This is a genomic window from Streptomyces sp. NPDC054847 (assembly GCF_053610925.1).
In genome coordinates this window covers 11514-32803 of sequence record NZ_JBSGZJ010000031.1, presented here as the reverse complement: position 1 = coordinate 32803, position 21290 = coordinate 11514, and the positions used below count along the sequence as shown (strand labels likewise).

Here is a 21290-nt window from a genome sequence, read left to right as displayed (position 1 = left end):
GGGTCGAACTGGGCGATCACAGCCAGGTGTTGGCGTAGCTGGAGGATCGGCATCCGTTCGCGCCAGTCGCGGTCGAGCCCGGTCAGCTCGGCGTACAGCTCGAAGAACACATGCGCCTCGGGCGGTGGCGCTGTCGTCCAGAGGTGGGCCAGGTCGACCTCGGCCCACGTGTATGACACGGCCGGGTCGATCAGCGCGGGCCGCCCGTCGGGCGTAGCCATGACGTTCAGCGCCCACAGGTCGCCGTGCGTCAGGCACGCGGGCCTGACCGGCAGCAGGTCGGGCAGCCGGTCGCACAGCCGCTCCAGCGCCGCCCGGTCTGCGGCGTCGAGCGCCTCCTGGACACGACGCTCGCCGAGCCAGCGCAGCAGACGGTGCTGGGCGAAGAACTCGAACCCGTCTTCTTCCCAGGTGTTGACCTGCCGGCGACGGCCCAGCCAGTTGTCCCGGTGCCACCCGAATCGGGGGTACCGCGTGGTGGTGTGCAGGTGGGCGAGCGCATGCGCGAGCTGCTCCCAGATGGCCTCGGTGCTCGGACGGGGCTGCAGCACGGACAGCACGAGCAGGTCACGGTCCGCGAGGATGATCTCGGGGGTGGCGATGCCTCCCGCCTCGCGCAGCACGGTGAGCCCTTCGGCCTCTGCGGCGAAGGTGTCGTCCGACGGTGGCTCGCCGAACGCCTTGACGAACACCGACGTGCCGTCGATGCGGCGCGCGAGCCCCGCGGTCGCGGCGAGGCCTCCAGTGGCTGGCTCGACCGCGACGACGTCGGTCTGGTCGGCCGCGTGCAGGCGTTCGAGCAGGAAGGACGTCGCCTCTGTCACGGGTGTGCTCCTCTCTGCCGGTCACGCATCACGGCCATCAGGCCCGAGCCCGCGACGGCTCATTGGTTGAGCCTAGTTGGGCCGCACACCCCCAACGCCGCCCTGTCGGCCGCCTGTCCGCGCGAGCTCTTGTTGCCTGGATGAACACCGATCAGACCAACTCGTCAACTGCCGCCTGGGGACGGTGCGATCCCGGACGGGCGCGGCCGGGCTGTCGCAGGCCGACGGCGACGCCGACTGTGACGAGCAGGGCGCCGGTGACGTCGGCGGGGCCTGCCTGGCCGAGGCCGAGTGCGACGGTGGTGAGCAGTGCGCCTACCGGCACGAGGCCGGCGAAGAGGCCCGCACGGTCGGCTCCGAGGCGGCGCAGTGCGTCGTACCACAGGAAGAACGCGGCCGCGGTGACGATCGCGCCGAGGTAGCCGAAGGCGGCGGCTTGGCCGGGTGTGGGCAGCCGCAGGGAGTCCGTACCGTCCAGGGCGAGGCCCGCGGCCAGCAGCATGGGTACGGAGAGCGCGGCGGGATAGGCGGCGACCCTCAGGGGGCCGAGTTTGGGCAGGAGCGGGACGGCCAGCAGGGAGAACGCCACCTCGCCGGCGAGTGCACCGAGGGACAGCAGGAGGCCCGTCACGCTGCCCGATCCGAGGCCGGCTGCGACGGCTGTGCCGAGTGCCACCACGAGTGCGGCGCCGACGGTGCGGGGTGCGGGGCGCCGGCGTTCCATCAATGGCCCCACGAGGGCGAGCACGAGAGGGACTGCTCCGACCACGGCGGCGATCATGGCGGGCCCGGCGTGCCGGGTGGCTTCGACGAGGAAGACGTTGAACCCCGCCAGACCGGTGGCGGCCAGCGCGATCAGCAGCAGGACGTCCCGTGCGGTCAGGCGCACGCGGGGCAGGCGCCGGTGGCTTACGACGGCCAGCAGGATGGCCGCGGCAAGCGCATAACGTAAGGCCTGTCCGGCGAAGACCGGGTAGTCGGCGATGGTGGCGGAGACCGCGGTCGAGGTGCCGACGAGCAACATCGCCGAGGCGGCGCCGACGGGGGCGGCGGAGGCTCTCATGCGGCGTGCTCCGGCAACGTCGAGGGGGCGGCCGAGGTGGCCAGGACCTTCCGGGTGACGCGTTCGGCGATGGCCGCGACCAGGGTCCGGGGGCGACGGGGCGTCAGGTGTGCTGTCAGGGCGTTGCCGAGTCCGGGGGCGACATAGCCGCGGTCGCGCTCCAGCGCGCGCAGCGCGGCGCGTACGACGGGCTCCGGGGTGGTCATGGAGCCGGTGACGGCCGCCCGGCGGGTTCCGATGGTGTCGAAGAAGGCGGTCTCGACCGGGCCGGGGCACAAGGTGAGCACGCGGATGCCACGCCGGCGGTACTCCTGACGCAGGGCGAGGCCGAAGTTCAGCACGAAGGCCTTGGCCGCACCGTAGACGGCGAAGTAAGGGGACGGCTGGAAGGCGGCGTTGGAAGCGACGTTGACGACCGAGCCGCGGCCGCGCTCCAGCATGCCGGGCAGCAGCTCATGGGTGAGGTCGACGAGGGCCACGACATTGACCATCAACTGGTCGTGGTCGCGGGCCCCGGGTATCTCCTCGAAGCGGCCGCAGGTCCCGAAGCCGGCGTTGTTGACCAACAGGTCGATGCTCAGCTCGCGGGCGGCCAGCCGGTCGGCGATGCGGCGGGCCGCGTCCGGCTCGGCGAGGTCCTGGACCAGTACATGGGCGCGGACGCCGTGCTCGGCGATCAGGCGCTCGGCAAGGGCGGCAAGCCGGTCGCCGGAGCGCGCCACCAGGACCACATCGTGTCCCTGGGCGGCGAGCTGCGCGGCGAACTCCGCGCCGAGGCCGGACGACGCTCCGGTGATCAGAGCAGTACTGGGCACGAGTTCTCCTTCAGTCGAGGGCAACTGGGAGGAGTATGTATCAGCAATCCAAGCAACTGCAACAGCATTGATGCAGATAGTCGCGCGACGGCATCAGAGATGTATCGTGTCTCTGGTAAGTGGTGGAGCAGGAGGCGTGATGGGCGAGACGGCGGCACGAGAGCCGAGAGTGTTGCGGGCGGATGCGGAGCGCAGCGTGCGCGCGATCCTGGAGGCTGCCGAGCGGGTGCTCGCCGAAGAGCCGGGGGCTTCCATGGAGCAGATCGCCGCGGCCGCGGGAGTGGCCCGCACGACGATCCACCGGCGGTTCGCCAACCGGCAGGCGCTGATCGAGGCGCTGGCCTCGTCCGCGGCCCGCCAGCTCGCCCAGGCGGTGGACGACGGCCGGCCGGACACCGCACCGCCGTTGGTGGCGATGCACCGGATCACGGCCAACGTGCTCCAGGTCAAAAGCGCCTGGGCGTTCGCCCTGGAGCTGCCGGCCGACCCGGAGGGCGAGGCCGCTGTCATCCATCAGGACATCGCCCGCAGGTGCATCGCCGTGCTGAAGCGGGCCCAGGACGACAAGCTCATCGACGAAGCGGCCGACCTCGACTGGGTGCGCCGGGTCTACTACGCGCTCATCGGGGAATCCCTGCACGGCAACGCGGACGGCGCCGACCCGGACACCCTCGCCACCCGCATCATCGACACGCTGCTGCACGGCGCCGGCCCGCGCGCCTGAGCCGAGAGCCGCAGCCAGGAGTTGCAGTCAGCGGCCTCGCCGCTCGACCTGGGAGGCGGACGCGGGCCCGGGCCCAGCACCGAGGCAGGCCGAGGTCGAGGTGCAGCGCACGCGGAGACCGTCGGCATGGAGGTGCTCCTCGGCGCACACCACGGCGGTCAGGATGCCGCGTTCACCGGGCCCGCCGCGCTCATCGGGTCCGTCGGACAGCTCCCAGCCGTGGACGCCCGCCGGCCGGCCCGATCGACTGGTCCGCGGCACAGGCGTCCGCTCCGGCCGCGGGCCTGCCGGAGTCGACGGCGCCGGCGCTCAGGCGGGGACGGCTTTGGCCAGACCCACCACGCCGTCGTCCGGCGCATCGGGAAGCGGAGCGTACCCCTGCCCCTGATAGAGAGTCAGGTTGCGGTGGCTGGCAGCGCCGGTGGACAGGACGATACGCCGACAGCCCTCCCCGGCCGACTCGGCCCGGGCCAGCAGCCACCGGCCCACGCCGAGCCCCCGCAGGTCGGGGGCGACGGCGAGTCGCCCGACATGCAGGTCGGCTCCGATGCGACGCGTGCGGACCATCCCGAGCAACCGCCCGTCCCGCCACAGTCCCGTCGCGTGCCAGTCGGCCAGCCAGGCGCGCACCTCGTCCGGCGACTCGTGGAGCGCCGGGATCGCCAGGGTGTCGTTGGCGAGCGCCTCCTCCATCCAGCAGCAGCGCTGAAGCGCCGTCACCTCGGGGGCGTCGTCCGGGCCGAGACGCCGCGCGTACGAGCCGGGGAGCGGGCCCGCCACGGCGTCCGCGCGTCCGAACTCACGCAGCGGGGCCAATGCCCGTGAGACCCGCACCAGTTCCGCCAGCAGCCCTTCGGCGGCGTCAGCGTGACGCACCGCGGGGGCGAAGCGGTCCTCCCGCATCGCGTCCGCGATCCGTATCGCGACGGTGGCCCCCAAGGGGACCAGGCGCAGGGTGGTCACCACCTGCTTGGCGTGCTGGACCGCGCGCGTGCCGGCCGAGGTGTGGCCGTAGCTGACGAAGCCGACCGGCTTCCAGGCCCATTCCGGGCCCAGGTAGTCGAGCGCGTTCTTCAGGGTCGCCGGCATTCCGTAGTTGTACTCCGACGTCACGAAGACGAAGCCGTCCGCCCCGTCGACGATCCGGCTCCAGCGGCGGGTGTGCTCGTGGTGGTGGACGCCGGTCGACGGGTGCTCCTCCTCGTCCAGGAAGGGCAGGCCCAGATCGCCGATGGCCAGGGGTACGAGGTCCGCGTCGAGCATGTCGGCGCTCGGCGCCAGCGTCTCGGTCAGCCACTCGCCGACGGCGGGGCCGAGCGCGCCGGGGCGTGTGCTGCAGACCAGTACGACGATGCGAAGCCGTTTCGTTGTCATGGAAACGAAATTAGCCGGTAGGTTGATTACATGTCAACGAATGAGACGGACCCTTCGGTCCGCTGGCTCGCAGCCGATGAGGAGCGCGTCTGGCGGGCGTACCTCCGCATGGTGACCGCGGTGCAGGCCCGCACCGCGCAGGACCTGGCCGCGCACGGGTTGTCCGAGCCGGACTACGAGGTGCTCAGCACCCTGTCCGAGCGCGCCGAGGGCACCAGCACGCTGCGCGAACAGGCCGCCAAGATGGGGTGGTCGCGAAGCCGTCTGTCCCGCCACGCCACCCGCATGGAGGCGCGCGGACTCATCCGGCGCGCACCGGACCCCGCCGACGGAAGGGGCTGCCTCCTGGTCCTCACCGAGACGGGATGGGACACGCTCCGGGAAGCCGCCCCGACCCATGTCGCCTCCGTGCGACGGCACTTCGTCGACCGGCTCGGCCCTGAGGAACTCGCTGTGCTCGGCCGCATCGCGGAGAAGATCGCCGATGGTCCGTAGGGCGTCCCCGTTACCCGGACGGCCCCACCGGGCCGCCGACGGCGACGAGCGGCCCGGCGAGTCCGCGGAGCCGGTCCGGGCCCACGGCTGCGCCGGCTGTCAGGCAACGTTCGCCCTGTGTCGGCCGACGATCACAAGCCGTCGAGGCCCGCGAAGCCGGCGCCCCGGCCGGAACTCGCCGCCACCAGAAGGAGCGCACAAGCGGTCCGGGGCCGCCTGGGAGGCGGGCTTCCCGTGCCCCGGTCAGATGACGTTGACGGCGTCGAGGAAGCGGGCGGCGAGCCCGGTGTCGCCGGTGACCGTCACGTCGCTGTCGCGCCAGGAAGAGCGCTGCGTGCCCCAGTCGGGGAACGTCAGCGCGGGGGCGGTGACGTGCGCGGCGACCGCGCCGTTGGACGGAGCCAGGCCGCCCGACGCATCGATCCACCAGGTCCCGCCGCCGGGGCCGGTGAGGGTCAGGGCGACGCGGGCGTCGAGCCCGGCGACTGGCGCCTGCGCGACCTGATTGCTCAGTACGGCGATCATCCACGTCAGGACCGCGCGCATGCGGTCCGCGTCGGTGGGCGGTGCGGGCCGGCCGAGCGCCGGGGCCATGTCGTGGCGCAGGTGCGTGTGATGGTCGAAGACGAGTGCGCCGCTGATCATCAGCGCCAGGGGGTGGCGGCCGAGTTCGGCCAGTGGAACCCGCACTCGGGCGGCGGGCGTGCGTCTGACGACGTCGAGGAGCATGGTGGCTCGCCGACTGGCGCGCTGGTACTCGGCCATCACCTTCCCGCGGCTCCAGTGGCGCCGCCGGTCGACGGGGTCTTCGTTGACCTGTTCGAGGCTGCCGGCGAAGATCGTGCGCATTCCGGCGGGTGTGTAGAAGCTCCGGGCCGTCGCGCCGATGTGGGCGACGACATCGGCGATGCGCCATCCGGCCGCGGCGCTGGGCGCGGTCCATTCGACGTCGGTGAGGCTGCTGGTGAAGCCCAGCATCTCGGCGCGTTCGGCACGCAGGGCGGCGGCCATGTTCGGCAGGTCGGCGGGGGGCAGGCGCCTGCTCATGTCGTCTTCTCTGGTTGCGGGCCAGGGCGGCGGATCGCCTCTACGGCGGTGTCGTACAGGTCGAAGTGGTCGGCCTGTCCGCCCAGGCGCATCCACTCTTCTGTTGCTGCCTGAAGGCAGGTGATCGCCGCGGCCGCGATCGCGCGCGCCTGCAGGGCGCGGCGGTCGGAGTCGGGCAGTCGCGGCTCGATCAGCGGTGCGAGCAGGTCCTGCCAGCGGGCCTGCTTCTCGGCGTGGCCGGCGCGCAGGGATTCATTGCCGAACAGCAGCGTGATCATCTCGAGCCGGCGCTCGGCCGTGATGTCCATCTCCTCGAGCACCTGGAAGGCAGCACGCAGCGACGTCCACGGATCCTCGTCGGCCGGGCGCTCGGCGAGCCGTGCGGCGATCAATTCCCCCTGCTCGGACAGGCCGTTGAGGGCGAGGTCTTCCTTGCTGCGGAAGTAGTTGAACAGGGTCCGTTTGGAGACCCCCGCTGCGGCGGCGATCTCGTCGAGTGTCGTGTCGTCGTACCCCTTGGCGGCGAACAGTTCGAGGGCGGTTTTGGCGAGGAGCGCGCGAACCACCGAGCGGGTCTGCTCACGAAGAGGTGCCGGTTTCTGAGTCATGCACCGATGGTACATCTCTTCGCGAGATGCAACTGTTTGCACTGAGTGCAAGAGCGTGCCTAGAGTGCAACCATGAGCAAAATCGACTATCTCCGCCAGACCGTCATCGTCACCGGAGCCAGCTCCGGGCTCGGTGCGGAATTCGCCCGCCAGCTGGCCCGTCGCGGCGCGGATCTCGTACTCGTCGCCCGCCGAGCGGACCGGCTCAAGGACCTGGCGGGCGAACTCACCCGCGCCCACGGCGTCACGGTGACCGTCGTCGCCCGCGACCTCGGTGGCCTGCCCGACGCCGGCCGCACCCTGCGCGCCGAACTCGAATCCCGCGGCATCTACGCCACCGGCCTCGTCAACAACGCCGGCTTCGCCACCCACAACGCCCTCACCGACGAGGACCCGGACCGCCTGCAGAGCATGATCGCCCTGAACGTCAGCGCGCTGGTCGACCTCAGCCGCGCCTACATCGACCCGCTGACCTCCGCCGACACCGGCGTCCTGATCAACGTCGCGAGCCTGCTGGGCTTCCAGCCGACCCCGTACCTGAGCGTCTACGGCGCCACCAAAGCCTTCGGTCTCAGCTTCACCGAATCGCTGTGGGAGGAGACCCACGACACCGGTCTACGCGTCCTCGCCGTGTGCCCCGGCGCCACGAAGACCGAGTTCTACGACGTCGCCGGCAGCCAGTCGGCCGACTACGGCACGAAGCGAGCCACGCCCGCCCACGTCGTCAAGGTGGCCCTCGACACGCTCGGCCGCCGCTCCGCGCCCCCGTCGGTGATCACCAACGGCCGTCGGCTCGCCCTCGTCAGCAAGTTCCTGCCGCGCCGCCTGACCGTCCGGTTCATGGGCCGCATGGCCCGCCGTTGACCGGCGCCGCTCCTCCCCCAGGTCGGCTGCGGCGCCGAGCTCCACGGAGAACTCGCGGATGTCGTGGGCGGGCAGGTAGCGCACCCACGGGAAGGTCGCCGGTAGGACGTCCAGCACCAGGGTGCGGCCCTCGGGGGTGCGCATCATCTCCATGAACATGCGGCTGGTCGCAGGAGCCGCAGCGCCGCTGGCCCTCCTTACCAGGTCAAACAACCGCTGGCCTCCCGAGCGGCGGGGTGCTGTCATGGGTAGGGAGGACGCGTTCACCAACCAGCAGGGCCGCGGGGCCGACGCGCCGCGCAACATCGCCCGGGCGCTCCGACCGCGGCCACCCGCCGCAAAAAACGGAGGAGGCCGAGGCCATGCTGCACCGCCGCACGGTCGGTGACGTGATGACCGGGGAGGTCATCACCCTCCGCCCCAGTACACCGCTCCATGAGATCGCCGCTCTACTGGACGCGAACGACATCGTCGCGGCCCCCGTCATCGACGACGACGGCGCCCCCGTCGGAGTCGTGTCCGCCTCCGACGTGCTGCGGCACGAGACCGGCATGCCCGATCCGCAAGGGCAGGACGGGAACGACGAGCGCGCCTGGGGCAAGGCCCGGGCCCGGACCGCGGGCGCGCTCATGAGCAGCCCGGTCTTCACCGCACGCGCCGACTGGACGATCCCCCGGGCCGCGCGGGAACTCCGCAGGCGGCACGTCAAGCAGTTGCCGGTGGTCGGCGAAGACGGGCTTCTCACCGGCATCGTCAGCCGTAGCGACCTGCTGAACGCCTTCATCCGCTCCGACGCCGAGATCCGCAATGAGGTCGAGCAGCACATCTTGGGACGCATCCTCGGCCTGGACGAGGGCGCTGTCGCGGTCGAGGCCCGGGACGGGGTCGTCACCCTCCGGGGGAACGTCCCGAACCCGCGTCTCGTCCTGGTGATCGTAGGCCTCTGCCAGGGCGTCGACGGGGTCGTCGACGTGGACGCCCACCTCGCCGTCGCCCGGGCGGGCTAAGGGCTGTCCCATAAACGATCTTTGACGGCTGGGTGACGGCCTGCTTGTTCCTGTGTCACCCGGCAAGTGCGAGGTTGTGCAGGCGGGCGATGCCGAGCATGGCGTGGTGGACACCGTCGCCTTGAGACGGCAGTCGCGGAGGATCTTCCAGGTCTACATGCGGGCGAGACGTGCTCGACGCGGGCGCGGACTTTGCGGTGGGAGGCGTTCTGCTCCTCTTTCCAGGCCGCAATGCGGCCTGGCCGGGTTCGCGACGGTGCGGAATGACCGGGCCGGTGCCCCGGTAGCCGCCGTCCGCGATGACCGTGGTGCGGCCGACGGCGTCCTTGGCGCCGGACAGCTCCCACGCCTTGCAGTCGTTGCGGTTGCCGAGCAGCGGGCGGCCGACCGTGACGATCAGCCGGGTGTCGGCGTCGATGACGACCTGGTGGTTGGTGGAGTATCGGTAGTTCTTCGACTGCTCGGCGACCTGATGGTCGCGGGTGGGGACCGGGGTGCCGTCCACGACCAGCACGGTGTCCCTGCGGAACCGCTAGCGCTGCTGGAGGCCGAGCGCGGGTCCAAGGTGGTCAATGATGCGGTCGGCCGCGGACTTGGACACCCCGAACAGCGGCGCCAGTTGGCGCAGTGTCAGGTTCGTACGCCAGTACGCGGCCACCAGCAGCACTCGGCCCTCCAGCGGCAGGCTCCACGGCCGGCCCCTGCGCACCGGATCTGACCCTCACGCCGGAACGCGGTGATCAGCCTGCCGAACTGACGCGGGCTCAGCCCGGAGAACGGGGCTATCCAGGACAGCTTTTAGCCGGCGATCAGGCACATGAGGCATGTGGATGCCGGAGCAGCGAGGTTCGCTGCAACCACTCGTGCGCCTAACGACCCGGTCCGCGATTGAGGTCGCGGTGGCATTGGGTAGTCGGGTTGAGATGCCCGTGCGCCTGGGCAGGGCAGGCGGACTGAGATACTCCGGCCATGGATGCCGGGGTGATGGGGAGCGGTACGCGATCGGACATGGCAGTGCCTGCACGGGCAACGTCGGCGCACGCCGCGGGCTGGGGGCTGCGTTCTGCGGTGGCAGCGGACATCGAGGTGATCGCGGAGTTGCGGGCCACGGTCATGCGTGCGGACTTGGAACGCCTTGGGCGCTACGACGAGCACCGGGTACGGCAGCGGCTGCGGGACTCCTTCTCCCCGCAGCACACGTCGATCATCGTGATCGACCGTGAACTCGCAGGATGCGTCACGGTCCGGCCCGCCGAAGGCAGGCAGTGGCTGGAGCACTTCTACCTGGCTCCGCGCTGTCAGGGCCGAGGGCTCGGATCCGCTGTGTTGCGCACGGTACTGGAGCGAACGGACGCGCAGGGCATGACCGTGGGCTTGAACGTCTTGCAGGGCAGTGCTGCCCGTCGACTCTACGAGCGCCACGGATTCGTCGTGGAAGCCCAGGACCCGATCGACGTCTTCATGATGCGCCCGCCGGGGGCGATGGCGAGCACTCCTACGAAAGCCTGACGCCTCCGTGGGGCAGCGGGAATGCGCAGACGCGCTGCCGGGGGCCTGGACAGCGACGAATGCGGGGTGTGGGACAAGGGCTGCATCACGGGCATGGCGCTCGGAGTCCCGGACGTCGTGACGTACGGCGCCGACCCGAAGAAATGACACCGTCACACCGCCCTGTTTTGACTGCAGGGATGGGTGCCGCGCTGCAGGCTGCCGTGCGGCACACCAGTGCGAGGCCCGCGAGTGAGAGCCAGCAGTTCCTGAGTGATCGGTTCGTTGCGGTTCACCCGTCGGCTGCACGGTCAGTTCCGTTCGCTAAGGTCTGCGGCCATGACTGAGAGCAAAACCGAAGCTTGGCCAGAACCTCCACTCGCTGGCACCGAGACAGCAGCCATCCTCGGCGCCCTCGAACGGCAGCGGGCTACCCTTGCCTGGAAGTGCTCTGGCCTGGACGCCTCCGGCCTTCGCGCCACACTCGGCACGTCCAGCATCACTCTGGGCGGCCTCCTCAAGCATCTGGCGAAAGTAGAAGACAGTCACTTCGCCCGGCTGTGGCTCGGCTCCCCCGTCGGTGCTCCCTGGGACACCGTCAACTGGGACAGCACTCCCGACTGGGACTACCGCTCCGCCGCGGAGGACACCCCCGAGCAACTGCGCGCTCTCTGGCAGGAATCAGTCGCCCGCTCCCGTGCCATCGTCGACGAGGCGCTCAGCAAGGGCGGGCTGGACCAACTCGGCGCCTACACCACCCGTAGCGGCGAACGCCCCAACCTCCGCCGCATTCTCCTTGACCTCATCGAGGAGTACGCCCGCCACGCCGGTCACGCCGACCTCATCCGTGAATCCGTCGACGGGCTTACAGGCGAGGACCCGCCGAGGTGAACTGAAGTACGGCGGGGAGGGATGGTCAGCCTCCATCATGCTCACCCCTGATAAGGGCGATTTTCTGTCGAGCGATCACGGCCGGAGCCATAAGCGGATCGCGGCGGTGGTCACGGTGCCGTGGAAGACGTAGGCCCGCTTGTCGTAGCGGGTGGCGACGGCTCGGAAGTTCTTGAGCCGGTTGATCGTTCGCTCGACCTCGTTGCGGCGTTTGTAGATCTCGGTGTCGAAGCCGGTGGGCCGGCCGCCCCTTGCTGCGGCGTCGTTTACGGTTGACCCGCTGGTCCTTCGGGTCCGGGGATGGTGTGTTTGATCTGGCGTCTCCGCAGGTAGCGCCGGTTGCGGCGTGAGCTGATGCGCTGAGCAATGTGAACCAACCCTGGCCCCAGCCATTCGGTCACGGCGAACACGATGATCCCGCCGACTACGGTGAGAGCAGGCCCTTGACGCCGGCCGACTGACGACGCCACCACCGTTTGGCACGTGCACGAAGGCCAACGCCACGCGAGGGGACTGAAGGGTCCCTTCCTGGATCTTGCCGCGTCATCAGGCCACGTTAAAGCCCAGACCAAGGCAAGCAGGTACACAACACGGTCGTGCGGCTTGATCCCAACGCCAGGCGAAGCGCCGTCGGGGAGCCAGGCCAGTGCTCTGCGGATCGGACCGGCAGTCGTCCGGCGGGCGCACGTGGCGGGTACCTCGTAGTTTGGAGATGAAGGCGGTCGCGCTCGTAGAGATGGGTAGGCACGCGCGTGACGACAGCGGAGATCGATTTCGAGGAGCTGTTCGACGCCGCGCCGAACCCGCTTCTGGTGCTGGACGCCGACCTGGTGGTCCGATACGCGAATCGGGCCTACCTCCGGATTACCGGTAGCACCCGCGAAGAACTGGCCGGGCGGTCAGTTCTGGAGGCATTCCCGGACACGCCTGCCGCGGCGGATGCGGCGCGTGGTTTCGGTTCCTCCCTCCAGCATGTGCTCGACTCCCGCGAGCCCGATGTGGTGGCGCCGCAGCGATTCGACGTTCCCGTCGTCGGTCGGCCAAGAGAGATCGAGGAGCGATGGTGGTGCGGGTTGTCGAGCCCCGTCCTGGGGCCTGACGGCGCCGTGAAGTGGATCATCGTGCGGGCCGACGATGTCACCGAGTTCATGGGCTCCCCCGTCATCCGTGAGCTCACCCCACCGCTGAGCAAGCAGGGTCCAGGTATCGCGGCCCAGGTATACGCGCGGTCGCACGATCTGGAACGGCTGAACGAGCAACTTCGCCAGGCGCATGCCCGCGAGCGGGAAATCGCCGTCACCCTTCAGGAGGTCATGCTCCGCGCGCCCGACCTGGACAGGCACCAGGACATCGCCGTGCGCTACCTGCCAGCCAGCGGCTCACTCAACGTGTGCGGCGACTGGTACGACGTGGTCGATCTGCCGCCCGACCGCTATTCCATCGCCGTCGGGGACGTCGTGGGCCACGGCCTGCAGGCCGCCGCCGTCATGGGCATGCTCCGCAGCGCCCTGAGCGCAGCCATCCGGGCCGTTCCGAGCCCCGCGCAGGCCTTGGAGGTACTGGGTCTGTATGCCCGGGCGGTCGACGGTGCGCTCGCCACCACCGTGGTCAAGGTGCTCATCGATCCGCGCAGCCGGCTGATCATCTACAGCAACGCCGGCCATCCACCGCCGGTACTGCTCCATCCAAACGGCAGCCGGCAGTTGCTGGACCAGGCCACAGACCCGCCGCTGGGCGCCCGACCAGATCATGTCCCCCGCCCCCAGGCCGGCCTGTCCTACAGCCCGGGGGACACGCTTGTGCTCTACACCGACGGTCTCATCGAACGCCGCGGTGAGGACATCGACGCCGGCCTGACCCGGCTGACCGACGCCCTCGCCCAGTACAGCACCCTCCCCGTTGAACAACTCGCCGATGCGTTGCTGGCCCACCTGGGCGTCACCGGCGGCAGCCAGGACGACATCGCCCTCGTCGTCGTCCGCCTGTGACCCGTGCCAAGACGGCGGGCTATCAGGTGACTGCAGCACAGCACCCTGGGCGCTCGCCCCACCACGGAAGCAGGGAAAGGCGCGCGCAGGTGTTCCTGCTACAAGCGGGCCACGACGGCTTCAGGCCCGGTAGTTCTCTTCACGCGACTCATCATCGTGCAGCGTCATGGCGAGGTGTTGTTCGCCTGATCAGGCGGCGTTGGCAGATGAGGGTCGCAGCGATGCCGACGAAGGCGAGGAAGTGTTCGGCCTTGCGTTCGTAGCGACGGTAGAGCCGACGGCCTGCACGATCCGGACGACCGCAGTCCCTGCCTCCAGGTCCACCGCTGTTCGGTTCGGTGGCGCCCCGTCTTCCTCGTCATCCCTCATCACCAGTGCTGACTGCCGCTCCTTGAGTTCGTTCTGCTTCCCGGGTGAAAAGCCCGCGTGGAGCTGCTCGAACCCGGTCGCCGATATCTGACCCTGCCGGACGCTGTTCCGCCAGGGCAGCAGTCCGGCCCGTCCGGCACGGAGCAGCAGTTGATCTGCGAAGGCCACGACTGTCAGGAGGATGACCAGTCCGGGCAAGGTCATGAAGACGGCAAATTCCATGCCATCAGTATCCAGACCGGGGGTGACGCCTTTCATCCCTTCAACCGTTTCAGAGCGATGACGGTCTTCTCGCGGCGGACGGTTTGCCCACGTCGCAGCGGGGTGCCCGGCGCCTGTTCCTGTGCCGGGTGGTCGTCCTGGTCCCGTGGCAGTGATGACTGAGGTCCCCGTGGTCCAGCGGGTGAGCCGGCGGGTGGTACAGCTGCCGAAGTCGGGGGCGGGCCGTCGGACAGTACGGTGAGACGGCCACTCCCCCGTGCCGGGGGCGGCGGCCTTTACCGTTCGACCGCACAGCAAGGGGCGTCCGCTCGTGGGCGACGACTACTTCGGCATCCGCGACTACCGGCCCGTATGGCGGTCGGGCCGCGATGCCGCTGCTGCGCACGGCGAGCGCCTGGCCCGTCTCACCGGGCGCACATTGACGCACGCCTGGCTGCTCTGGGACGTCCACGACGACGAGTGGTTCGCCGACGCGCCGGTCCTGCTCGACTTCGAGGGCGAGCAGTTGGAGATCCAGCACCAGAAGTTCGACGACCTCTCCCTGACGTGGAACACGGTCACCCCTGACACCACCCCATTCCGCTGGGCGGACTTCACGCTGCGCTGGCGCAACGACCTGGTTACCGGGTCGGGCGAGGCGGTCTCGGCGGTCGAACTGCTGGAGTGGCGCGGACAGGACATGGCACGCGGCATGGTCGCGGTGAGCATCGTCCTCGCGCAGGGCCGCGTCACGGTCCACAACGCGCTCGACGAGAACGGGCTGGCCTTCGGCCAACCCGAACCGGAGTACCACGCTCTCCCCCTGCGGTGAGCGACGGCACGGGATCCGCGGCCGTAGCCGACGGACAGCGGCGATCCGGCCCTATGCGCTCTGCGGGCGCTGTCAGAGCCGTAGGAGTAGGCGCACCCATCGTCGTGCACACGGCGAACTTGCCTCACCGGTCCGCGTCTTGGACCGGCTGGGCGGCTGGGATCCGTCTTTCGGGGCCCGGTCTGCTCTGGCGCAGGAGTGCTATGCGCTTCCGAGGGGGAACACCCCGTCATGAAAAGCAGTGGTGGGCGTCACGGGCGAGCACTCTGGGCATGGGGCGGGGTGCTGCTCACCCTTACCGGGGTTGCCGGAGTCGCGTGGACTGTGAAGGCGGCGCGGACTCCAGGCCTCGACCCTGGGGGATTCGCCGGAGTGCTGAGCTTCGGTGTGGGGCTACTTGCTCTGGTTGTGGGGTTGATCGCGCTGGTAGTGGCGTGGGCCTCGTATCAGGCGGACCGCCGTGATCACGCGGACAGTGTGCGACTGACCGACCTCGCTGACGATCTGGCGCTGAAGGTCCGGGCTCAGTGGGAAGGCGAGGGCAAGGTTCGCCGCCTGTACGAGCCTGGTTCCTTGACCGTGTCGTGGCAGCAGGCTCCCGAGGGTCTGACCGAGCAGTGGTCGAAGATCAGAGAGGCTGCCGAGCGATGGCCCCGTGCAGGCTCGGTCGACACCGGCGCGTGGGCCACAAGTCCCGCTGACTTGGCGGGAGAGGGCAGCGAAATCAAGGATGTGTTCTCGCGGCGCGTTCCCACGGACCGCTTGGTCGTACTGGGGCAAGAGGGCGCGGGGAAGACTGTGTTGCTCGTGCAGTTGCTGTTGGATCTCCTTGTGGAGCGCCCGGCAGGCGAAGGGGCACGCGTCCCGGTTCTCTTCTCTTTGGCGTCCTGGAATCCGGTCGAGGAGAGCGACTTGTTCGCGTGGATGGACCGTAGGCTGGCAATCGACTACGAGTTCATGGGCCTCCCTGCCCCGGCGCCGGACAGTTCGGTCAGTCGCGGCAGGGCTCTGCTCGACAGACGGCTGATCCTTCCGCTCCTCGACGGCTTCGACGAGATCCCGCATGGGTTCCGGATGCAAGCGCTGATGAAGATCAACGAGGCGATGGTCGAAGGTCAGGGGATCGTTCTCTCCTGCCGTACCCAGGACTACCGGAATGCGTTGTCGCAGGAGCCGGGTGCCTTGGGGGCTCTGCCTGTGCCGCTGGAGAGAGCAGCCGGCATCGAACTACAGAATCTCGACGCCGGCATCGTGGAGCGCGTCGACGGCTGTGAGGACGGTGTCGGTGCCGTGTTGGTCGATGAGGGACTCTCCCCTGAAGTGGACGGGCTGTGCGTGGGCCTCTGTTCAGCTCTGGGGTGTCGGTGCCGACCCCTAAGATCCGCGTCATGCGTGAGTTCTTCATGGTGGGTGGGCGGAAGCTGTCGTATCTGGACTTCGGTGGTCCGGGGAGACCGCTTGTGGCCCTGCACGGTCACTACAACGAGGCGTCGGCGTTCGCGTCGCTCGCAGAGGCATTGGCGCCGGGGTGGCGGGTGATCGCGCTCGATCAGCGCGGTCATGGAGAATCCGAGCAGGCGAACACTTACGAGCGCGACGACTACATAGCCGATGTTGTCGCCTTCCACGAGCATCTGGGAGTCGGCCCGGTGCCGGTGCTGGGTCACTCGCTGGGCGGGGTGAACGCCTACCAGTTCGCCGCTCGGCACCCGGACAAGGTCAGCAAGCTGATCGTGGAGGACATCGGCGCGGTCGTCGACTGCGACTGGTCGTTCACCACGCGTCTTCCAACTCACGCGCCGTCTCGAGAGGCGCTGGTCGCGGCCCTGGGCGCGACGGCGCCCTATCTGGAATGCTCTTTCCGGCGGAGGGGTCAGGGCTGGGGTTTCTCGTTCGGCATCGATGACACCGTGGCGTCTCAGAAGGCGCTCAACGGCGATCACTGGGACGACTGGACAGCGGTGTCCTGCTCCACCCTGCTGGTCCGTGGAACACGGAGCGACGAGTTGACGGCCGATCACGCTCGGAACATGGTCGCCCGCCGCAGTGGCCTGGCCCGCCTGGTCGAGCTGAAAACCGGTCACGTGGTGCATCACGATGCTCCGGATCAGTTCGCCGCGGCTGTCACCACGTTTCTGTCGGAGCCCTTCTGAGCGGTGGAGTTCAGGCTGCCAGGCGGTGTCTGTCCTGGTCAGGGTCCGGATAGGCGCGGTGATGATCGCGGGTGAGACGGTAGCACCAGTACTCGCGCTATCCCCTGGCCCGCGGGCACCACCGGTCCACCCGACCTCTGAGGAGGACATGCCGGGCCGGTCGGCGCCGGTGAGCAGGCTGGCCCACTCGTCCTCGGCGAGGGCGGCCTGGAGCATGAGGGTGTTGACGAACACCAGGCGCTGTTCTGGTCCCATGTCCGCCCCTACGGAGAGGCCCGGCTCGATACATGGTCCGCAGCCGGGGAGGGCGGCATACTGCCGGGTCAACAGGCACGGCCGGTGGCCGTGCCACGGGGAGACGCCGATGCTGGGCATGATCAGCCGTCACGGCGCGTCAATTCCCGCACCGCGTCCCCGAAGGGCATGGTGCAGGGCATCCAGCTGGGACAGCCCGTACCGCAGGCCCCGCGCGCGGACCGCTTCGCCTGGGCAGCACGCTCCCTGACGCCCCCAAGATCTGCGTCAGAACCGAGCAGTAGGAACATTTGCTGCGGCGGCGTGTGGACAGGGGGCCATGCAGGTGCCCAGCCGTGGCGCACCTCACGTTGCGCGAGGACGCAGTCGGACAGGCGTACCGACAGAGAGTTCAGGTGAGCAGTGCGTAGAGGTAGAGGCCGCCCTGGCCTGCTACGGCCAGTTCGTGATTCGGTCCCCAGGCACATGAGTGCAAGGGCTCTTCGGTGCGGGCGACGGCGACCAGGCAGTGGCCGCCGGCGGCGTAGATTCTGACCGTTCGGTCCCGGCTGGCCGTGGCCAGCCAGTCGCCGTCCGGCGCGATGGCCACGGACACTGCGTGGGTGTGGCCGGTGAGGGTGGCCGTGCAGCTGCCGGTCGCCGGGTTCCACACCTTGACTTCGCCGAGGTAGTCGGCGGTGGCGAGCCAGGTTCCGTCGGGGGCGATGGCGACGGACTGGACTGCGTCGGTGTGGGCGTCGAGGGTGGCCGTGCAGGTGCCGGTGGCCCGGTCCCACAACCTGATGGTGCCGTCGTAGTACCCGGCGGCAAGCCAGGTTCCGTCCGGGGCGATGGCGAGCGAGAAGATCTCGCCGGTGCGGCCGCGGAGCGTTGCGGTGCAGGTGCCGCTCGCCCGGTCCCACAACCTCACCGTGTCGTCGTGGCCCCCGGACGCCAGCCAGGAACCGTCCGGGGCGATGACCACGGAAGTGATCTCGGCGGTGTGTCCGCTGAGGGTGGCCGTGCGGGTGGCCGTGCGGGTGCCGCCGGCCCGGTCCCACAGGTGCACCTTGTTGCCGAGGTCGGCGGTGGCGAGCCATGTTCCGTCTGGAGCGATCGCCAGTGTGCCGTCTCCGATGCATGACTCGGCAAGGGTGGCCGTACAGGTGGCGGTGGCCCGGTCCCAGAGGCGGACTTTGAAGTCCTCACCGACGGAGGCGAGCCACGAGCCGTCGGGTGAGATGGCTGCCGCGCGCACTGCGTACGAGGATCCGCTCGACATGAGGGACCCGGTTGTCCGGTCCCAGATGCGCAGGGTGCTGTCGCGGCTGGCGGTGGCGAGCCATGTGCCGTCGGGTGAGATCGCCACGGATCGCACGTCGTGGCGGTGGCCGGTGAGAATGGTGGTGCAGGTGGCGGTGGCCGTGTCCCACAAGCGCACCGACTTGTCGCGGCTGGCGGTGGCCATCCATGTCCCGTCGGGAGCGATCGCCACGGTGCGTACCCAGTCGGTGTGGTCGGTGAGGGTGGCCGTGCAGGTGGCGGTGGCCCGGTCCCACAGACGGACGGTGTGGTCGTGGCCGGCGGTGGCGAGCCATGTTCCGTCCGGAGCGATGGCCACGGTTGTGACCTCGCTCTGGTGGCCGGTGAGGATGGCTGCGCAGGTGGCTGTGGCGAGGTCCCACAGCCACACCCTCCCGTCGTCGGCGGCGCTGGCGAGCCAGGAGCCGTCCGGTGCGATCGCTACCGACCGCACGGCATCCGTGTGCCCTGCGAGGGTGGCTGTGCAGGTTCCGCCGGCTTGGTCCCATAGGCGCACGGTCTCGTCGAGGCCGGCGGTGGCCAGCCAGGATCCGTCGGGGCTGACGGCTACGGCGGTAATGCCGTTGCTGTGGCCCTTGAGGGTGGTGGTGCACGTACCTGTGGCCCGCTCCCACAGGCGCACTTCGCCGTCGGCGCCGGCGGAAGCGATCCAGGTGCCGTCGGGGGCGATGGCCACCGCTGTGGCCTCGCTCCTGTGGCGGCCCAGGGTGGCCAGGCAGGAGCCGGTGGCCCGGTCCCACAGTCTGGCGGTGCGGTCGTACCCGGCGCTGGCAAGCCATGTCCCGTCAGGGGAGATGGCCACCGCCGCCACGTCCATCATGTGGCCGGTGAGGGTTCGTTGAAGGGCTTCGTGGGGGGCGTCCGGCGACGGCCATTCATGTGTCAGGCACGGTCGCAGGCCGGGATCGTTGCGGCGCGCTGCAATCTGGTCCCGCCACAGCGGGTGGCTCTCCAAAAGATGGTGCAGGACGCTGGTGAGCGCGTTGGCCGGGTCTGTCGGGGTGAGGAGGTGGGCGATCTGAGCGAGGCTGCGGGCCAGGGCGTCGGCGGGGGCGCTTCCGACGCGTGTGAGGTCGGTTGTCGCGGCGGACGGGCCGCGCTGGATCAGACGGGCTTCCACCCAACGCACGTCGCCTGCAGCAGTTTCGGCGAGTGCCGTTCGCCCGGCACCCATGAGATGGTCGATGAGGTGGTCGAGGAGATAGCCGTCGCGCAGCTGCCACCACGCGCGCTCCGGTGGCCTGGAGGTCAGGGCCTGTGCCGGGGGCAGTGTTGCGGCGACAGAGTCGACGAACACGCCGTTGAGCCGCAGAAGACCGGCCGTGCCGAGGTCGCCGCGCAGGTAGTCCCTGATGACGTCGTGCAGGCTGACTGTGCCCCCTCCCTCACGGGCGAGGGTGATCAGCGACAGACGCTCCAGGTCCGCGCACAGCAGCCGGGACTGGTCCTCTGTCAGGCCGCCGGTGGCCCGCCACAGCAGAGCGATCGCCGAGAGGGGCACCAGTTCGTCCTCTGCGAAGATCCCGAGCTCGGTGAACCGGTCCGTCGCGCCGGGAGGAAGCAGGGTGGTGGCGGCCTCGACCGTGGCCTGAACGGCCTGGCTGCGCTGGGCGGGGTCGTCCAAGTCCCAGACGGCCCCCGGCTGGTCCACCCCGGCCGGCCCGGTAGCACTGATCCGGGCAAGGACTCGTTCGCCGGCTGTCTGCGGATCGACGCCGGTGTGGACCAGTTCGGCGATCAGCCGGTTCGCCAGTCGCAGGAGCAGCGCCCATCGGCCAGTCTTTCTCAGCAGCGCATCGACCAAGCCCGCGGGCATGGCAGGGAGGTTGTGGGTCAGGACCGCGAGGGCCTGGTCGGGGGACATCGCGTCGACATGGATCCGCTGCGTGCCCGGGGGCAAGAGGTGCGGATTGCGGGTGGTGACGAGCCGGACGCAGGGGCCGCCGCCGATGAGGAAGGGCGCGAGTTGTTCTTCCTCCCAGACGTCATCGAGGACGAGCAGGGTACGCGGCCGGGCGTCCAGCAGCCGGCCGAGGTGGGCGCCGGCGAGCCGGGGGTCATCGAACTCGGTGGTGTCACCCGTGATGAACCGGGTCACCTCAGCGACCTTCGCTGCGATGGCAGCGCGGCCGCGGACATCCCGGCCGATCGTGACCGGATAGATCCGTTGCTTGAACCGTGAGCGCACTGCGCGGTGGTCGCACACGGCGGTCGCGAGCGTCGTCTTCCCGAAGCCGCCCGCGCCCCATAGCGAGGTCGTGATACCGACCGAGGACCTGCCCCGGCACACCGCCTTCACCACCGCCCGGGTCTGGGCCCGGCCGACGAACCAGTCCGGGACTTGAGCACGCGGAGGCGGAGGGGGGTCACCAGTGATCGCGGGAGGCCTCAGCTGCATCCACACAGCGGTTCCGGCCGCGATGACCGCCAGCGCTCCCAGGCCAATCACCCAGGGCCACGGATTGGTACGCAACGCGTCGAGCGGGCCGGGCCATCGAGCCGTGGCCGTGGCGGCGTTTCCAGCCAGCGCCAGCAGTACGGCCAGTGCGGCGGTCAGGCCACCGAGGAAGACCAGGCCCGCTTTCCACGACCACATCCGCACCGCTGCAACCCCCATGTCGTTCTCCCCGCGCGGACCATAGCCGCAGCCGCCCCGGCAACTCAGCAGAATCGGCGAACCCACAAGGCGTACCTGCCAGTAGCAGGAAGCACCCTGTCTTGGCGTTCGAGAGAGGTCGTTCTGAGATGGCGGCGTCGGCGCCGTGGACGTGCAGACACCTGTCCCTGTGCGCCCTCCGCCTGAGTCCACGCGCCGCAGATGCAGCGGCACAGGCCAGCATCGGCTCCGCCCGCGCTGCGGCCGAGCCCAGAGCAGTGCGTTAAGCCCTGCCGAGTCGCAGAGTCCCGACAGGTTCAGCACCAACCGCCCGCCACCGGTGATGAGTGCCTTTCCCTAGTCGGACGGTTCCCAGGCGCCCACTACCCAGGGG

At 69.7% G+C, this 21290-nt stretch carries 18 protein-coding genes and 3 pseudogenes; 11 read left to right on the top strand and 10 right to left on the bottom strand.

The window, feature by feature from the left end:
• The 3 genes from ACWGH4_RS06370 to ACWGH4_RS06360 form a co-directional block, all read right to left on the bottom strand.
• A partial coding sequence (locus ACWGH4_RS06370; protein ID WP_453456335.1) for a fructosamine kinase family protein occupies window positions 1-824 on the bottom strand: 824 nt, incomplete at its 3' end.
• Window positions 825-975: 151 nt separating this feature from the next.
• Window positions 976-1887 (bottom strand): DMT family transporter, encoded by a 912-nt coding sequence (locus ACWGH4_RS06365; protein ID WP_453456332.1) that lies wholly within the window; start codon window positions 1885-1887, stop codon window positions 976-978.
• Window positions 1884-2702: an SDR family NAD(P)-dependent oxidoreductase gene (locus tag ACWGH4_RS06360; RefSeq protein WP_453456329.1), complete on the bottom strand. Its 819-nt coding sequence runs from the start codon at window positions 2700-2702 to the stop codon at window positions 1884-1886. Before ACWGH4_RS06360 ends, ACWGH4_RS06365 begins: the two co-directional genes overlap by 4 nt.
• Before the next feature lie 139 nt (window positions 2703-2841).
• Between ACWGH4_RS06360 and ACWGH4_RS06355 the strand changes: the two genes are divergently transcribed.
• Window positions 2842-3426, top strand: a complete 585-nt coding sequence (locus ACWGH4_RS06355; RefSeq protein ID WP_453456326.1) for a TetR/AcrR family transcriptional regulator — start codon at window positions 2842-2844, stop codon at window positions 3424-3426.
• Between the two features lie 309 nt (window positions 3427-3735).
• Here the strand turns inward: ACWGH4_RS06355 and ACWGH4_RS06350 are convergent, their stop codons facing one another.
• Window positions 3736-4800 carry a GNAT family N-acetyltransferase gene (locus tag ACWGH4_RS06350; protein ID WP_453456323.1) on the bottom strand — a complete coding sequence of 355 codons (1065 nt, stop codon included), beginning with the start codon at window positions 4798-4800 and terminating at the stop codon, window positions 3736-3738.
• 30 nt (window positions 4801-4830) lie between these two features.
• Here ACWGH4_RS06350 and ACWGH4_RS06345 point away from each other — a divergent pair, with 30 nt between their 5' ends.
• On the top strand, window positions 4831-5295 hold the full coding sequence (locus ACWGH4_RS06345) for a MarR family winged helix-turn-helix transcriptional regulator (RefSeq protein WP_453456320.1): 465 nt from the start codon (window positions 4831-4833) through the stop codon (window positions 5293-5295).
• Between the two features lie 243 nt (window positions 5296-5538).
• Here the strand turns inward: ACWGH4_RS06345 and ACWGH4_RS06340 are convergent, their stop codons facing one another.
• Window positions 5539-6342 carry a maleylpyruvate isomerase N-terminal domain-containing protein gene (locus tag ACWGH4_RS06340; RefSeq protein ID WP_453456317.1) on the bottom strand — a complete coding sequence of 268 codons (804 nt, stop codon included), beginning with the start codon at window positions 6340-6342 and terminating at the stop codon, window positions 5539-5541.
• Window positions 6339-6950, bottom strand: a complete 612-nt coding sequence (locus tag ACWGH4_RS06335; RefSeq protein ID WP_453456314.1) for a TetR/AcrR family transcriptional regulator — start codon at window positions 6948-6950, stop codon at window positions 6339-6341. Before ACWGH4_RS06335 ends, ACWGH4_RS06340 begins: the two co-directional genes overlap by 4 nt.
• Before the next feature lie 72 nt (window positions 6951-7022).
• Between ACWGH4_RS06335 and ACWGH4_RS06330 the strand changes: the two genes are divergently transcribed.
• Both ACWGH4_RS06330 and ACWGH4_RS06325 read left to right on the top strand, forming a co-directional pair.
• Window positions 7023-7814 carry an SDR family NAD(P)-dependent oxidoreductase gene (locus ACWGH4_RS06330; protein ID WP_453456311.1) on the top strand — a complete coding sequence of 264 codons (792 nt, stop codon included), beginning with the start codon at window positions 7023-7025 and terminating at the stop codon, window positions 7812-7814.
• A 362-nt stretch (window positions 7815-8176) separates the two neighbouring features.
• Window positions 8177-8821, top strand: coding sequence for a CBS domain-containing protein (locus ACWGH4_RS06325; RefSeq protein ID WP_453456308.1), 645 nt, complete (start codon window positions 8177-8179; stop codon window positions 8819-8821).
• A 55-nt stretch (window positions 8822-8876) separates the two neighbouring features.
• Here ACWGH4_RS06325 and ACWGH4_RS06320 read toward each other — a convergent pair.
• Window positions 8877-9616 (bottom strand): annotated as a pseudogene (locus ACWGH4_RS06320) (transposase).
• 213 nt (window positions 9617-9829) lie between these two features.
• Between ACWGH4_RS06320 and ACWGH4_RS06315 the strand changes: the two are divergent.
• The 3 genes from ACWGH4_RS06315 to ACWGH4_RS06305 all read left to right on the top strand — a co-directional run bounded on the left by ACWGH4_RS06315 (window position 9830) and on the right by ACWGH4_RS06305 (window position 11200).
• A complete protein-coding gene (locus ACWGH4_RS06315; protein WP_453456305.1) occupies window positions 9830-10330 on the top strand; it encodes a GNAT family N-acetyltransferase in 501 nt (166 codons plus the stop codon).
• Window positions 10331-10351: 21 nt separating this feature from the next.
• Complete coding sequence (locus ACWGH4_RS06310; protein WP_453456302.1) at window positions 10352-10477, top strand: hypothetical protein; 126 nt, start codon at window positions 10352-10354, stop codon at window positions 10475-10477.
• A 171-nt stretch (window positions 10478-10648) separates the two neighbouring features.
• Window positions 10649-11200, top strand: a complete 552-nt coding sequence (locus ACWGH4_RS06305) for a DinB family protein (protein WP_453456299.1) — start codon at window positions 10649-10651, stop codon at window positions 11198-11200.
• Between the two features lie 75 nt (window positions 11201-11275).
• On the opposite strand, the pseudogene ACWGH4_RS06300 reads toward ACWGH4_RS06305, so the two are convergent.
• Window positions 11276-11553, bottom strand: a pseudogene (locus tag ACWGH4_RS06300) (IS5/IS1182 family transposase); the annotation flags it as partial.
• Window positions 11554-11952: 399 nt separating this feature from the next.
• Here ACWGH4_RS06300 and ACWGH4_RS06295 point away from each other — a divergent pair.
• Complete coding sequence (locus tag ACWGH4_RS06295; protein ID WP_453456296.1) at window positions 11953-13188, top strand: PP2C family protein-serine/threonine phosphatase; 1236 nt, start codon at window positions 11953-11955, stop codon at window positions 13186-13188.
• Window positions 13189-13339: 151 nt separating this feature from the next.
• Here ACWGH4_RS06295 and ACWGH4_RS06290 read toward each other — a convergent pair.
• A pseudogene (locus ACWGH4_RS06290) lies at window positions 13340-13547 on the bottom strand (hypothetical protein); the annotation flags it as partial.
• Between the two features lie 542 nt (window positions 13548-14089).
• Between ACWGH4_RS06290 and ACWGH4_RS06285 the strand changes: the two are divergent.
• The 3 genes from ACWGH4_RS06285 to ACWGH4_RS06275 all read left to right on the top strand — a co-directional run bounded on the left by ACWGH4_RS06285 (window position 14090) and on the right by ACWGH4_RS06275 (window position 16743).
• The gene (locus tag ACWGH4_RS06285; protein ID WP_453456293.1) at window positions 14090-14590 is read left to right on the top strand and encodes a hypothetical protein; all 501 of its coding nucleotides are present in this window, start codon (window positions 14090-14092) and stop codon (window positions 14588-14590) included.
• Window positions 14591-14872: 282 nt separating this feature from the next.
• Window positions 14873-16129, top strand: a complete 1257-nt coding sequence (locus ACWGH4_RS06280) for an NACHT domain-containing protein (RefSeq protein WP_453456290.1) — start codon at window positions 14873-14875, stop codon at window positions 16127-16129.
• Window positions 16012-16743 carry an alpha/beta fold hydrolase gene (locus ACWGH4_RS06275; RefSeq protein ID WP_453456338.1) on the top strand — a complete coding sequence of 244 codons (732 nt, stop codon included), beginning with the start codon at window positions 16012-16014 and terminating at the stop codon, window positions 16741-16743. The genes ACWGH4_RS06280 and ACWGH4_RS06275 overlap by 118 nt, the downstream gene beginning before the upstream one ends.
• Window positions 16744-17389: 646 nt before the next feature.
• Here ACWGH4_RS06275 and ACWGH4_RS06270 read toward each other — a convergent pair.
• Entirely contained in the window at window positions 17390-20917 is a 3528-nt protein-coding gene (locus ACWGH4_RS06270) for an NB-ARC domain-containing protein (protein ID WP_453456284.1), read from the bottom strand.
• Window positions 20918-21290: the final 373 nt, after the last annotated feature.

What these genes read in the sequence shown, in the direction of transcription:
- ACWGH4_RS06365 (WP_453456332.1), bottom strand. Translation starts at nt 1,887, where the DNA reads ATGAGAGCCTCCGCCGCCCCCGTCGGCGCCGCCTCGGCGATGTTGCTC.
- ACWGH4_RS06355 (WP_453456326.1), top strand. Translation starts at nt 2,842, where the DNA reads ATGGGCGAGACGGCGGCACGAGAGCCGAGAGTGTTGCGGGCGGATGCG.
- ACWGH4_RS06350 (WP_453456323.1), bottom strand. Translation starts at nt 4,800, where the DNA reads ATGACAACGAAACGGCTTCGCATCGTCGTACTGGTCTGCAGCACACGC.
- ACWGH4_RS06345 (WP_453456320.1), top strand. Translation starts at nt 4,831, where the DNA reads ATGTCAACGAATGAGACGGACCCTTCGGTCCGCTGGCTCGCAGCCGAT.
- ACWGH4_RS06340 (WP_453456317.1), bottom strand. Translation starts at nt 6,342, where the DNA reads ATGAGCAGGCGCCTGCCCCCCGCCGACCTGCCGAACATGGCCGCCGCC.
- ACWGH4_RS06335 (WP_453456314.1), bottom strand. Translation starts at nt 6,950, where the DNA reads ATGACTCAGAAACCGGCACCTCTTCGTGAGCAGACCCGCTCGGTGGTT.
- ACWGH4_RS06330 (WP_453456311.1), top strand. Translation starts at nt 7,023, where the DNA reads ATGAGCAAAATCGACTATCTCCGCCAGACCGTCATCGTCACCGGAGCC.
- ACWGH4_RS06325 (WP_453456308.1), top strand. Translation starts at nt 8,177, where the DNA reads ATGCTGCACCGCCGCACGGTCGGTGACGTGATGACCGGGGAGGTCATC.
- ACWGH4_RS06315 (WP_453456305.1), top strand. Translation starts at nt 9,830, where the DNA reads ATGGCAGTGCCTGCACGGGCAACGTCGGCGCACGCCGCGGGCTGGGGG.
- ACWGH4_RS06310 (WP_453456302.1), top strand. Translation starts at nt 10,352, where the DNA reads ATGCGCAGACGCGCTGCCGGGGGCCTGGACAGCGACGAATGCGGGGTG.
- ACWGH4_RS06305 (WP_453456299.1), top strand. Translation starts at nt 10,649, where the DNA reads ATGACTGAGAGCAAAACCGAAGCTTGGCCAGAACCTCCACTCGCTGGC.
- ACWGH4_RS06270 (WP_453456284.1), bottom strand. Translation starts at nt 20,917, where the DNA reads ATGGGGGTTGCAGCGGTGCGGATGTGGTCGTGGAAAGCGGGCCTGGTC.